11 protein-coding genes and 1 pseudogene are annotated in these 11,988 nt (G+C 67.2%); 2 read left to right on the top strand and 10 right to left on the bottom strand.

Translation table 11 applies throughout. The features are described 5' to 3' along the window. Nucleotides 1–82: 82 nt before the first annotated feature. Together AB0M63_RS31030 and AB0M63_RS31025 are read right to left on the bottom strand one after the other, a co-directional pair. Nucleotides 83–909 (bottom strand): IS5 family transposase gene (locus tag AB0M63_RS31030; protein WP_366021812.1). Its coding sequence is split into 2 segments (ribosomal slippage): nucleotides 83–550 and nucleotides 553–909, totalling 825 coding nucleotides; the frame shifts between segments, so codons are not numbered across the junction. Between the two features lie 37 nt (nucleotides 910–946). Continuing rightward, nucleotides 947–1,531 (bottom strand): DinB family protein, encoded by a 585-nt coding sequence (locus AB0M63_RS31025; RefSeq protein ID WP_366021745.1) that lies wholly within the window; start codon nucleotides 1,529–1,531, stop codon nucleotides 947–949. Between the two features lie 482 nt (nucleotides 1,532–2,013). On the opposite strand from AB0M63_RS31025, the pseudogene AB0M63_RS31020 reads away from it, so the two are divergent. Further along, nucleotides 2,014–2,288 (top strand): annotated as a pseudogene (locus AB0M63_RS31020) (helix-turn-helix domain-containing protein); the annotation flags it as partial. A gap of 98 nt (nucleotides 2,289–2,386) precedes the next feature. On the opposite strand, the gene AB0M63_RS31015 reads toward AB0M63_RS31020, so the two are convergent. Together AB0M63_RS31015 and AB0M63_RS31010 are read right to left on the bottom strand one after the other, a co-directional pair. After that, a complete protein-coding gene (locus AB0M63_RS31015) occupies nucleotides 2,387–2,905 on the bottom strand; it encodes a GNAT family N-acetyltransferase (RefSeq protein ID WP_366021744.1) in 519 nt (172 codons plus the stop codon). Continuing rightward, nucleotides 2,905–4,161, bottom strand: a complete 1,257-nt coding sequence (locus tag AB0M63_RS31010) for a helix-turn-helix transcriptional regulator (RefSeq protein WP_366021743.1) — start codon at nucleotides 4,159–4,161, stop codon at nucleotides 2,905–2,907. The genes AB0M63_RS31015 and AB0M63_RS31010 overlap by 1 nt, the downstream gene beginning before the upstream one ends. Nucleotides 4,162–4,319: 158 nt before the next feature. Here AB0M63_RS31010 and AB0M63_RS31005 point away from each other — a divergent pair, with 158 nt between their 5' ends. Beyond that, on the top strand, nucleotides 4,320–4,742 hold the full coding sequence (locus AB0M63_RS31005) for an ATP-binding protein (RefSeq protein WP_366021742.1): 423 nt from the start codon (nucleotides 4,320–4,322) through the stop codon (nucleotides 4,740–4,742). 140 nt (nucleotides 4,743–4,882) lie between these two features. On the opposite strand, the gene AB0M63_RS31000 is transcribed toward AB0M63_RS31005, so the two are convergent. The 6 genes from AB0M63_RS31000 to AB0M63_RS30975 form a co-directional block, all read right to left on the bottom strand. Beyond that, nucleotides 4,883–6,037 (bottom strand): right-handed parallel beta-helix repeat-containing protein, encoded by a 1,155-nt coding sequence (locus tag AB0M63_RS31000; RefSeq protein ID WP_355912759.1) that lies wholly within the window; start codon nucleotides 6,035–6,037, stop codon nucleotides 4,883–4,885. 184 nt (nucleotides 6,038–6,221) lie between these two features. Continuing rightward, the gene (locus AB0M63_RS30995; RefSeq protein WP_355912762.1) at nucleotides 6,222–7,013 is read right to left on the bottom strand and encodes an HAD family acid phosphatase; all 792 of its coding nucleotides are present in this window, start codon (nucleotides 7,011–7,013) and stop codon (nucleotides 6,222–6,224) included. A 168-nt stretch (nucleotides 7,014–7,181) separates the two neighbouring features. Continuing rightward, the gene (locus tag AB0M63_RS30990) at nucleotides 7,182–8,294 is read right to left on the bottom strand and encodes a chondroitinase-B domain-containing protein (protein ID WP_355912765.1); all 1,113 of its coding nucleotides are present in this window, start codon (nucleotides 8,292–8,294) and stop codon (nucleotides 7,182–7,184) included. 94 nt (nucleotides 8,295–8,388) lie between these two features. Beyond that, nucleotides 8,389–9,423, bottom strand: coding sequence for a pectinesterase family protein (locus AB0M63_RS30985; protein WP_366021811.1), 1,035 nt, complete (start codon nucleotides 9,421–9,423; stop codon nucleotides 8,389–8,391). 7 nt (nucleotides 9,424–9,430) lie between these two features. After that, a complete protein-coding gene (locus AB0M63_RS30980; RefSeq protein WP_366021741.1) occupies nucleotides 9,431–10,543 on the bottom strand; it encodes a pectinesterase family protein in 1,113 nt (370 codons plus the stop codon). A 154-nt stretch (nucleotides 10,544–10,697) separates the two neighbouring features. Continuing rightward, the gene (locus AB0M63_RS30975; protein WP_366021810.1) at nucleotides 10,698–11,972 is read right to left on the bottom strand and encodes a pectate lyase; all 1,275 of its coding nucleotides are present in this window, start codon (nucleotides 11,970–11,972) and stop codon (nucleotides 10,698–10,700) included. Nucleotides 11,973–11,988 lie beyond the last annotated feature (16 nt).

Here is an 11,988-nt window from a genome sequence, read left to right as displayed (position 1 = left end):
GAAAGGAAGCCCCGGGTCTTCGACCTGGGGGTCCTATATGGAGCGGGTGACGAGAATCGAACTCGCGCTCTAAGAGGGCGTCTCACGTGGCAAGTTTCGCGAGCTTCTTGTAGCAGGTCAGAGCAGCGGCCAGGCTGAGGAAGGCGAGGAAGTGCGAGCCCTGTCGTTCGTATCGGATGGTCAGGCGGCGGTAGCCGAAGAGCCAAGCGATCGACCGCTCGATCTTCCAGAGGTGCCGACCAAGGCGTTCGCCGGACTCGATGCCTGGCCGCGCGATGCGCGCGACGAGCCCACGCTCGCGCAGCCATCTGAGGTGTTCGGCGGAGAAGTACGCCTTGTCCGCACGGAGTTTGACGGGCCGGCGCCGCCGTGGTCCCCGGCGGGACCGGACGGCGGGGATGCCGCGGATGAGCGGCTTGAGGGCGAGACTGTCGTGCATGTTCGCACCTGACACGGCGACGGCGAGCGGGATGCCCTGGGCATCGGACAGCACGTGCAGCTTGCTGCCCTTCTTACCCCGATCGACCGGGTTCGGCCCCGTCAGCGATCCCCCCTTTTGACGCGAACGGAGGCCGCGTCGACGATCCCCGAGGTCCAGTCCACCTCGCCCCGGACCCCGAGTTCGTCCAGCACCGCCCGATGCACCCGACGCCACAGGCCGACCTCGGTCCATACCCTGAAGCGGCGATGCGCGGTGGCGGAGGACGTGCCGAACGTCGGCGGCAGATGCCGCCAGGCACAGCCGCTGGTCAGCACGTACACCACTGCGGTGAACACGGCCCGCTCGTCACGCGGAGCGGTCCCGCCACCTTGCGGTCGAGCCGCGAACGACGGCAGCAACGGGGCGACCAGCTCCCAGAGTTCATCAGGAACCAGACGCTTCGACAGATCAGCACTCACGGCAGGCATCATGCCGCTCGAACATCAAGTCACGTGGGACAGCCCTCTACGCCTTGACTGATGAAGCCGATCTGGCGGCCTGCTCGATCTTCGCGCAGTAGGCGGTGCGGGCGTCCTCATCGATCTGCGTCTCATGTTGGGGGCGCATCCCGGTTCGGCCGTCGACGCCTTCGCGCAGGATGTCGGCGTGCCCCGCATGCCGATTTGTCTCGCCGAGGACGTGGACCAGGATGGCGAACAGGTTCGTGTTGGAATAAGGCTCCGGCCACCACGGCACGTGGCCGGGGGCATCGAGGGCAAGCTCGTCGATCGTCGCGTCTGAGTGTTCCCACGTGCGCCGATAGGACTCGATGATCTGATCGCGCGCCTCGTCCTCAGCCGCCCACAGATCGCTGCCGTCGTGGTCCTGCCACCGGGGCAGCGGTTCCGGGGACGGCCGGTCGAAGACCTCGCCGAAGTACCTGGCCTCGACGCTGGCCACGTGTTTGACCAGGCCGAGGAGGTTGGTCCCGGTCACTGTCAAAGGTCGGCGGGCGTCGTATTCGGACAGGCCGTCGAGTTTCCAGAGCAGCGCCTCGCGGTCCCGCCGCAGTCTGCCGTGCAGGCTGTCCTTCGCGAATTCATCGATCATGCGGCATGAGCCTTCCATGGGTTACTCGTGGCCTCAAGATCCCGTACGTGGACCGCAATGGCCGGCAGAGCCGAAGCCTGGCCATGGCCACCGCCCTGAGCTACTCACGAAGCTCGCGGAACTTGCCACGTGAGACAACCTCTAAGCTTGGGAAGTTCGGGTTTCTTGGCGGCGGTTGTCGGGGTGACCTGCGGCGAAGTAGCGTTGGAGCTCTGGTTGCACCGCGGCCAGTCCCCGCTGTTCCCCGTGGTTCCCCGTTGGATCTGGCACGCGAATGGCACGGCCTCTCCGCCGAGCGGCCCCGGCGAGGCCAGACCTTGGAACGCATGAGTTTCAGCTCGCGACAGTCAGCCATGATGGCGGGTCGGACGTAAACAGCTATTGAGAGTCAGCTGCGGTCGTTGAGGGCGCTGTACTTCCCTGCTGTACAGCTTGAGCGGTTTGGCGTGCGTGGGCGAGGTTGTTGCGGCTCATGAGGGTGTCGGCGTGGGGTGTCGAGGCCATCGGTGCATGCCTGGGTGCGCAAGTACGAACATTCGGGTCTTTCGAGGTTGGCGGACCGGTCGCACCGGCCAGGTTCGTGTCCGCACCGGATCGTCGGGGAGGTGAAGGCGGTGGTCTGCGAACTGCAGCGCCGGCATCCCGGCTGGGGCCCGCGCCGCCTGGTGCACGAGCTGGAACGGCGGGGCATCGCGCCGGTGCCTCGGGGGCGACGGTCTATCAGTTCCTGATGTGCAACGGTCTGGTCGGACCGGGAGGCTTGAAGTCCTAGACAGGTCGACCCCCACAACCCTCGAACTGGGCCGACCTGCCCCCTGGCCCCGGTCTGACGAGAACGCTCCCCGTGTTCTGACCCTACGCCAGAGGAAGTTCGGCCAGCATCACAGCGAAGACCGGGGAGTCCGGGAAGGGCTGTTGTTCGCCCACCTTCTTGAAGCCCCAGTCCTCGTAGAGCGCCTGCACCCTGGGGTGCGTGACGTCCACAAGGAGGACAGCCAGGTCCTCTGTCCTGTTCTCCAACAGGGCCCGGGAGAGCAGGTCGGCGATGCCCTGCTTTCGGTGGGTCTGGCGGATCGCCAGTTCGGAGTAGGCGAAGGTCAGGGTCTTCTCGGGGGCGAGGGTGAGGTATTCGCGCCACCACTCCCGGCCGTCGACAGCCGGTGCGCCGTAGGCGAATCCGACGGCCGTGTCTCCGGCGTACGCGATCACGCAGGAGTAGCCCTCGCGCGAACCCCACTGGTCGACGAACCAGGGGAACTTCTTGCGGAAGTCGTCCGTCCGATCGCCCTGGGCGTCCGCGTGGATGTCGATGATTGTTTGCCGGATTTCCGGCAGGTCCTCACGGCTGTAGCGACGGACGTCCAGGTCGGGCATCAGGCTCGGCTCCATTCGGATCGGTAGCGGTCTCCCCACTCTCGGGCGATCGACGCGTCCGGCGCAAGGGTGATCAAGTCCCGGTAGAAGTCGCCGAGGAGGGATCGCATACGGCCTGGGATCGGGTTGCCGGACATCAGCTCGAAGACCTCCGAGGCCGACGTGCATGCCGGGTCTACGTCCCGTTGGTGGATCTGTGTCAGGGCGAGCCGAGCCGTGGCCAGGGCGCGGTTCCGCTTGAAGGGTTTCGGGATGCCGTTCAGTGCCTTGTGGGAAGCGGCTTCGGCCTCGGCTGAGTCCCCGATCCTGTCTCGGGCAATGGCCGTCATCGCGGTCAGCTCGGCCACTCCGTAGAAGCGCACCCAGCTCGGGCGGGTCTCGTCGTCGGTCGCCTTGTCCAACGCCTCCTCCGCGTACCCGAGGGACCTGATGGTCGCCTGGCGGTCGCCGAGGGTGGCGTGGGCAACTGCCGTACGGGCGTGGGCCAGTGAGCCGTAGAAGGGATCCCGTCGGGCGGTGGCCGTTGCCTGGGCCGCGTACCCTGCGTCCACCGCATCGGTGAATCTGTCTCGCTGGTGGGCGAGCATCGCGTACGAGTTCCAGACGCGCAGCTCTACGACGGGGTCCTTGGCCATCCCAGCGAGGTACAGGGCGCGGTCCAAGCGGGCCTGGGCGTGGTCGAGTTGACGGCCGTCGATGGCAGCCCATGCAGCCGTCGAAAGGTAGTTGGCGGCAACGGAGTACAGCCGTTGGCGGATGCGCTGGGAGGCGGCCTGCCCGACCTTGCCGAGTGCCTCGTCAGCCCCGGCGAGTGCCGACCGTTCCAGGTCTTCGTGTCCGCCTCTGGACGCGTCCAGAGCCATCAGGGCGTCCAGGCCTGTACGGAGGAGGATTACATCAGAGGTGCCGACAGCGGTCGGCCTCGAATCCAGGATGGGCGCCGCGACGGCAACAGCGGTGCCGGTGAGGAAGTTTCTGCGCCTCACGACTGACTCCGGTTCGGTGGTGGTGGGTAGTGGCGCCGGCGGGCTGAAGCCCAACTCCTCGGCCGTACAACCGAATACTGCCTCTAAGGCTTCGCGTCGACGGGGGTGGGGCCAGCGGGTTTTTCCGGTGAGCCAGTTCCGGACGGTGCGGTCGCTCACCGTTCCCTCAGCTCCGCGAGCGCGCAGGAATTCGTTGACGGCCTCGGCCAACTCGGCCTGTTTGAGCGCCGACTCGACCATGGCGTTGATGAGGCTCTCGTTCCCCTCCACGCACCCACCGTAGCCACTTCGCCCCCGTGAGTAGGGGGGAGCGGCGGGAAATTTCCGGTGGTTCGCGATGTGCACCGGGCCGACTTTTCCTACTCGGCGCGGGTGCGCAGCCGTTGACTTGAGCGAGGCCTTCGTCCACCGACACCTCTGAGGTCCAGATGATCGTGTCAGCGCAGCCACACCCCACCGGGCACCCCGGATACTCCGAGACTCTTCCTGCCCGGGAGGAAAGCGCCGAGGCAGCCCGCAAGCTCGTCAGGACTGCACTGGCCGCCTGGGACCTGGATGAGCTGACGGACTCGGGAGTTCTTCTCGTCACGGAGTTGGTGGCGAACGCGGTGAAGCACACGAACACCCGGAACATCCGGGTCGTCGTTTCAAGACCGAGCGAGCGGTTCGTACGGATCGGTGTGGTCGACAAGGCCCGCGCATTACCGCAGATGGTCAAGCCTGGTAACGACCTGCTCACCAGCGGCCGGGGGCTTCTGCTGATCGATGCTCTTGCCGAGCGTTGGGGGACGGACATGTATCGCTGGGGCAAGCAGGTCTGGGTCGAGTTGCTGAGCGAGTCGACTGCATGACCGCGAAGAGGCCCCGGTCAACCCGCAGGGACCAGGGCCTCCTCGCGCATCAGCTCCGCGCGTCACCCCACGAAAAGCAGACCTCGCGCTTTCGATCCACCGATACGACCGGCGTGATCGTCAGATGCTTCGGCGACACGTCAGTTCATCGTCGCGCCAATGGTCGTCGACCCCGTCGTCAGGAAGGTGGTCGTCGGCAGCGCCCCACTCGCCGACCGCGCCCCGTAAGCCGTAGTCGCATCCGTCGACTTGAAGGCCGGGGTGGCCACACCGCTGTCCCAGTTGTTGGCGGCGGAGACCGTCGACGAACCGAGCTTGTCCAAGCCGCCCGCGTTGCTGACGGCGAGGTTGCGGGCGAGGCGGGACTTGCTGGTGGCGAAGTAGAAGCCGGCTGAGGCGTTGGAGTAGGCGGTGTTGCGGTTGAGGATGATCGCGCCGGTGTTGGAGTTCTCGGTGAAGCCGTTGAGGGTGTTGTCCCAGGCCGCGTTGTCGTTGACGACGTGGGCGACCGAGACGCCTCCGCCGCCGAGCTTGAAGCCGTTGCCGTTGCCCTCGAAGGCGGAGTCGTTCCAGCGGTTCTTGCCGTTGCCGAACGACCAGGAGTGCTCGATGGTGACCGGCGAGGAGAACTGCCACAGGTCGAGGCCGTCGTCCGAGTTGTTGTAGAGGCGGGCGCCGGTGACCTTGTTGCCGGTGCCGGAGCCGAACTTGATGGCGATGCCGTCGGCGTTCTGGCCGTGTCCGGCGGCGTCGTAGTTGCCGTAACTGTCCAGGTTCTGCACGAGGTTGTTGGTGGTGCCGTCGCCGCGCAGGGTGAAGCCGGAGTCGCCGTTGTTCGCGGTCACCAGGTTCTTGAAGATCCCGCCGACCGAGGAGGTGGCGACGAAGCCCTGGGCCGGGGAGTTCTGGAAGGTGAGGTTCTGGACGGTCCAGTAGTCGCCGTAGATCCCGGCCAGCCACTGTCCTGCGGGCAGCTTGGAGCCGTCGATCTTCACCTTCTCGGTGCCGTACGCCTCCAGCGTGATGCGGGCCGAACTCGTGCCGTCCGCCGTGGACTTGAGGGTCGCGGCCGGGGTGTAGGTGCCCGCGCGGACCTGGATGACCGTGCCGGCGGTGGCGTTCGCGACGGCCGTCTCCAGTTGGGCGGTGGTGGACACGGTGACCGTCGACGAAGCGGCCTGGGCACCGCCGTTGTTGAGGCCTAGGTAGACGCCGCCCGCCCCTGCGGCGACGGCCACCGCGGCGGCGATCGAGAGGGTGCGGGTCCTGCGGTGGCGTCCGGTGCTGGTGCGCACGGCGTTGGTTCCTTTCCTGGATGAACACTTGGACTGCTTCGCTCACGAAACGGGCCAGAGGGGCCGCCCCGGCCCGTTTCTGAGTCCTGGTCGCCGCCACGGCCGGAAAGGGTTGCCGTGGCGGCGGAGGAAGGAAGGAAAAAGATCACGCGAACCGATCAAGCGAACCGATCAAGCGGACAGATCAGCTCACGAAGTACGTCGGGTTCGGGATCTTGTACGTCTTGTCGGCGTAGCCCCCGTCGAGGTCCGAGTACTGGTCGCCGAAGTTGGCGACGATGTCGTACCCGAGGGACTCGATGTGCTTCCTGGTGCCGGACTTGTACTGCACCGTGGTGCAGGTCCAGGCGCCGGCCGTGGCGCAACCGCTCAGGTACGACGGCGGGTTGGCCGTGTTCTTGAGGAACATGTGGTCGGCGTCGAGGTTGACGTCGGCGCCGACCTTCTTCAGGTTGTCGACCGCGTAGGTGCGCTGCGCCTCGCTGAGACCCGAGTTGTAGAAGACCGTGACGCCCTTGGAGGCGGCGTACTTGACCAGCTCGGGGGTGCCGAAGACCTCAGGGCGGTTGGCCTGGGCGACGTACGCGGCCCAAGTGGCCGAGCTGTAGCCGTAGTTGTTCTTCTTCTCGTAGTCGAGGCTGAGCAGCAGCGTGTCGTCGATGTCGAAGACGACCGCGGGCTTGACGCCCTTGTGGTGCTTGCGGACGGCCGCGTCGATGTACTTCTTGGCGGACGCGTCGATGCGCGCCAGGTCCTTGGCGTAGGGGCTGGTCGCCGAGGCCTGGTACACGCCGCTGCTGTCGAGCGTGGTGCCGTAGTAGGTGTCGATGTCCTTCGTCAACAGGCCGATGTTGTACGGCTCGTGGGTCGAGTTGGCCGTCGACTGGCCGGCCGTGGCGACGCCCGTTCCGTACAGGGCGGCACCGGCGACGACGCAGGCGGCGCCGACGGCTGCCGCTCTGAGGGACTTCCGCATGGAATCTCCGGATCTGGGGATCTGCTTGATGAGTGATGCACCAGGTCAGGGATCATCTACGCGCATCACGCACCGAACGCGCGAGCCCCGTTACCGAATTGGTATCCGATTCATGGGAAGCCCCTCTTCCACTTGAGTGGCAAACAGGTCGGGCCGGCTCGGCTCGGGTCAGTTCATCGTCGCGCCGATCGTCGTGCTCCCCGTCGTCAGGAACGTCGTCGCGGGCAACGTTCCGCTCGACGAACGGGCGTTGTACGTCGTCGACGCGTCCGTGGAGATGAACGACGGCGTGGAGATGCCGGAGTCCCAGTTGTTTCCGGCCGAGGTGACCGCGGAGCCCTTGGTGACCGAGCCGCTGCCGTTGCTCACCGCGAGGTTCTTGCCGAGCTTGGCGGAGCTGGTGGCGAAGTAGTAGCCCCAGTTGCCGTTGGCGTACGCGGTGGTGCGGTTGATGTAGAGGGCGCCGGTGTTGGAGTTCTCGGTGAAGCCGTTGCCCGCGTTGCCCCAGGCGGCCGAGTTGTTGACGACGTGCGCGACGACCTCGCCGTCACCGCCCAGTTTGTAGCCGTTGCCGTCGCCCGCGAACGCCGAGTCGGACCAGCGGTTGACGCCGTTGCCGAAGGACCAGGTGTGCTCGACGGTGACCGGCGTGGAGAAGGACCAGAAGTCGATCCCGTCGTCGGAGTTGTTGTACAGACGGGCGCCGGTGACGAGGTTGCCGCTGCCGGAGCCGAACTTGATGGCGACGCCGTCCGCGTTCTCGCCGTGCGTCGCGGCGTCGTAATTGCCGTACGAGTCAAGGTTCTTGACCGTGTTGTTGACGGTGCCGTCGCCGGTGAGCGTGAAGCCGGAGTCGCCGCCGTTGATGGTCTTGACGTTGTTCCAGTTGGTGCCGGTGCAGGACTGGCAGACGACCGCGCTGTCCGGGGAGTTCTGGAACGTGATGTTGGAGACGTTCCAGTAGTCGGCGGTCAGCTTGAAGATCCAGGAGCCCGCCGCCATCGACGAGCCGTCGATCTTGACCGTCTCCGAGCCGTACGCGGTGAGCGTGATCGGCGCGGACGAGGTGCCGTTGGCCGTCGACTGGAGGGTGGCGGTCGGGTAGTAGGTGCCGCCGCGGACCTGGATGACCGTGCCGGCGGTGGCGTTCTTGATGGCGTTGGACAGGTCGGTGGAGTTGCTGACCACGACGGTCGCGGCGTGCGCCGGAGTGGCGATCACGGCGAGTCCGAGGGATGCCGTGGTCACGGCGAGTGCGGTGAAGGTGCTGATACGACGCATGACGTGCGGGTCCTTTCGTCGATCAGAGCTGAGTCGGACGGAATGAGTCGGACGGGGTTGCGTCGGACGGAATGAGTCGGTCGGATTGAGTCGGTCAGAGTGAGCGGACGGGTCGCCAGTCACCGAGATAGGTCGCGGGGGTGTGCAACCCGGCCTCGACGGGCGTGAGTTGGGGCCGGTTCTCCGGGACGGTGATCACGGAGCCCGGGCCCGTGTTGCGGTACTCGTTGAAGCGCATCGACTGCCAGGGGTAGGCGTCGCGCATGTTGACGTAGGGCGCGACCGGGTCGATGCCGGGCCCGATCCGGGTGTCCCGTACGACGAGGGACGGCCAGGCCGTCGTCTCGTACGACGGGACCCACGGGCGGGCCAGCTTGTAGGCGGCGTCCTCGGCGCCGGAAGTGATCCGGGAGCGGACCGCGAGGATGCCGTGCGGGTTGGCGCGAGCGGTGGACGGGGCGAAGACCATGCCCTTGGGGGTGAAGGTCACGTCCCGCTGAAGGGTGTGGAAGTGGCAGTCCGCGAAGACCGCGGTGGCCCGCCCGAAGACGAAGTCGACGTCCCCCTCGATGTAGCAGTGGGTGAAGTACTGCCGGTCGAAGGAGTTCAGCGCCGCCGTGTCCACGAAGAGCGTGTCCTGGTGGGCCAGCAGCCGGACGTTCGAGAACAGCGAACGGTCGCCCGTCACATACGCGGCCACCGCCTGCGTCCCGGTGATCTCCGGGTGGTCGGCGCGCAGCCAGTCGTTGGCGAGCGTGAGGTCGCGGACGATCAGCCCCGGCGCCGCCGAGGTGAAGGTCGCGGAGCCCGCCGTACCGTACGTCCCCGAACCGTCTGGTTTCTGCGTCCCGTTGGCGTTGTCGAAGACGATGACGGTGTCGCGCGGATCGCGGGTAGCGCCGCGCAGGGTCAACTCCCCTGCCCCAGTAGGAACATTGACGACTTCGCGGTACGTCCCCGGGTGCACGACGATCGTCCAGCCGGCGCCCTCCACCGCGTCCACGGCCGCCTGGAGCGAATCACCCGGCCGCACGTGCAGCGCACGGCGACGGTCCATGGCTACGGCGGGCCCGGCGCCGGCGGCCACCAGTCCCCCGGCGATCCCGGTCAGGAATGTGCGTCTACGCAGAGCCATTTCAGCTTCTCCGCCCGGGTGTCCAGTCGCCGAGATAGGCCGCGCGGGTCGCCGACTCGGCTTGTGCGGTGCTGAGTTGGGGGCGGTTCTCCGGAGCGGTGATCACAGCTCCCGGGCCCGTGTTGTGGTACTCGGCGAACCGCTGGCTCTGCCAGGGATAGGTGTCCGACATGTTGGTGTACGGCGCCACCGCGTCGATCCCGGCACCCAGCACCGTGTCCCGCACGGTGAGCATCGGGTGGGCGGTGGTGTCCGAGCCGGGCACCCAGGGGCGGGCCAACTTGTAGTAGCCGTCCGGGGCTTGGCTGCTCACCCGGCTGTGTGTGACCAGGTAGCCCTGCGGGTTCGCGAGCGCCGTGGAGGGCGCGAAGACGAAGCCGTACGGTGCCGTCGCCAGGTCGGTGCGGTTCAGGGTGCGGAAGTGGCAGTGGTCGTAGACGGCCGTGGCCCGGCCGAAGACGAAGTCGACGTCTCCCTCGATGTAGCAGCGCGCGTAGTACTGGCGGGCGAAGACGCCGAGGGCGAGCGAGTCGGCGTACAACGTGTCCTGGTGGCCCAGGAAGTGGCAGTCGAAGAAGGCCGAGCGGTCGCCCTGCACCTTGATTGCGACGGCTTGTGTGCCGGTGATGTCGGGGTGGTCGGCGCGCAGCCAGTCGTTGGCGAAGGTGATCCGGCGGGCGGTGAAACCGTCGGTGCGGATGAGGGTGGTGGCCGAGCCGGAGGTGCCGTAGGTGCCCGAACCGTCCGGTTTCTGGGTGCCGTTGGCGTTGTCGTACACCACGACGACATCGCGCGGGTTCTCGCTCGCGCCGATCCAGGTCATCTCGGAGGCGGCCGTGCCCAGTTGGCCGGTCGCCGGGTCGGTGACGCCGGCGGTGACCGTCTCGCGGTAGACGCCGGGGGCGATGACCAGGGTGTATCCGGCGCCGGTCGCGGCGGTGACGGCGGCCTGGACGGTGGTGAAGTCGCCCCGGCCGTGCTGGTCGACGTACAGGGTGAGCGGGGTGAGGCGCGCGGCCGGTGAACCGTAGCGGCCGAACGGGCGCGGCCTGCTCGTCGCTACGGCCGGGATCGCGGCGAGGCCGAGCGCGGCGCCCGCGCCGGCGCTCGCCATGAGGAATCCCCTTCTGGACAAAGGCAGTTGAGACGAGGGGAGTTGCAGTGAGTGGTGCGAGGGCATGCGGGTGCTCCTTCGCGGTGCGGCTCTTGAGGTGTGCGCCGGTGCCGGGCCGGTCGGGAGGAACCGGCCCGGTTTCGGCGTGGTGGTGTCAGCGCAGACGGCCGGAGCCCGCGCCCCGGTCGACGAGGAACGGCACGGCCTTCGCGGGATCGATCTTTGTGCGCAGGGTCGGGGTCCAGCCCGCGCCGGACTGGAGGATCTCGGTGGGCACACCGGCGTTGTGGACGGCGATCAGATCGGTGAGCTCGCCGTTGACGTAGTTGTCGTCGGCGGTGAGCGGCGCCTCCGACCACTTCTTGAGGATGGTGGCCTCGGACATGCCGGCCGGGACCGTGAACGCGTTGTGTTCGGCGACGAGTTGGGACTCCAGGCCGATGCCGTAGCTGTAGCTGTATCCGGTCTCGGCGACGAAGTGGTTGTTGTAGGAGTCCACTTGACCGAAGCGGACCCGGGGTGCGCGCTCGACCAGGTTGGAGAACAGGTTGTGATGGAGCGTCACCTTCAGGTGGCCGCGGTCGACGGCGGCGGTGGAGGCGCTGTCGCTGTTGCCGATGAGGATCGTCTTGTCGTGGTCGGTGAAGACGTTCCAGGAGGCGGTGACGTAGTCGGCGCCCTTCACGATGTCGAGTTCGCCGTCGTGCTGTTCGAAGATCCGCCCGAAGTACGTGGGCAGGGTGCTGTCCGGGTGGTCCCCGTCGCTGAAGGTGTTGTGGTCCAGCCACACATGGGTGGAGCCGTAGATGACGGCGCTGTCGTACTCGGAGTTCCAGTTGCCGGTGTCGCCGTCGGTGGGGTCCCACTGCGGGAAGCAGTCGAGCGGGCTCTCGAAGGACAGGTTGCGGACGATGACGTTGTCGACGGCCGTGATCTGGAGGCTGGCGCCCTTGAAGCCGGCGTCCTTGCCGATGCCGATGATGGTGGTGTTGGCGGGAACGGACGCCTTGATGACGGCGTTCTGGTTGGCGGCCGAGGCTCTGCGCAGGCCCTCAGGGCTGTCGGCGGGCTCGTTGTCCAGGTTCTGGTCGTAGCCCCAGACGGCGGGGTCGTAGGTGGCGAGGTACTGGGCGAAGTCGTAGCCGGGCGCCGCGAAGGAGTCGCAGCCCTCGGCGTTGGCGTCGACCACCCCCTTGACCTTGATGATCTTCGGCGCGGTGCCGCCGGCGGCGAGGGCGGCCTTGAAGTCGGCCCAGGTGGAGACGGTGTAGACGTGGTCGGGGGTGGCCGCCGCGCCGCCGCTGGTGCCGGTGCCGTAGGAGGCCCAGCCGTCACCGGCGCCGAGGGTCTCGCGGACGAGGCTGTGCGGATGGGCCGAGGCGGTGGTCGTGGTGGCGGTGAGGGCCAGGGCGGTGCAGCCGACCAGCATTGCTATGGCGCGTGCA

Source organism: Streptomyces sp. NPDC051576, from assembly GCF_040681835.1.
Lineage (GTDB): Bacteria > Actinomycetota > Actinomycetes > Streptomycetales > Streptomycetaceae > Streptomyces.
The sequence above is the reverse complement of the archived record's forward strand: the minus strand, read 5'-3'. Positions and strand labels throughout refer to the sequence as shown.

Coding starts and splice junctions, on each gene's coding strand:
- AB0M63_RS31025 (WP_366021745.1), bottom strand. CDS start 1,531: ATGATCGATGAATTCGCGAAGGACAGCCTGCACGGCAGACTGCGGCGG.
- AB0M63_RS31015 (WP_366021744.1), bottom strand. CDS start 2,905: ATGCCCGACCTGGACGTCCGTCGCTACAGCCGTGAGGACCTGCCGGAA.
- AB0M63_RS31005 (WP_366021742.1), top strand. CDS start 4,320: ATGATCGTGTCAGCGCAGCCACACCCCACCGGGCACCCCGGATACTCC.
- AB0M63_RS30995 (WP_355912762.1), bottom strand. CDS start 7,013: ATGCGGAAGTCCCTCAGAGCGGCAGCCGTCGGCGCCGCCTGCGTCGTC.
- AB0M63_RS30990 (WP_355912765.1), bottom strand. CDS start 8,294: ATGCGTCGTATCAGCACCTTCACCGCACTCGCCGTGACCACGGCATCC.
- AB0M63_RS30980 (WP_366021741.1), bottom strand. CDS start 10,543: ATGGCGAGCGCCGGCGCGGGCGCCGCGCTCGGCCTCGCCGCGATCCCG.
- AB0M63_RS30975 (WP_366021810.1), bottom strand. CDS start 11,972: ATGCTGGTCGGCTGCACCGCCCTGGCCCTCACCGCCACCACGACCACC.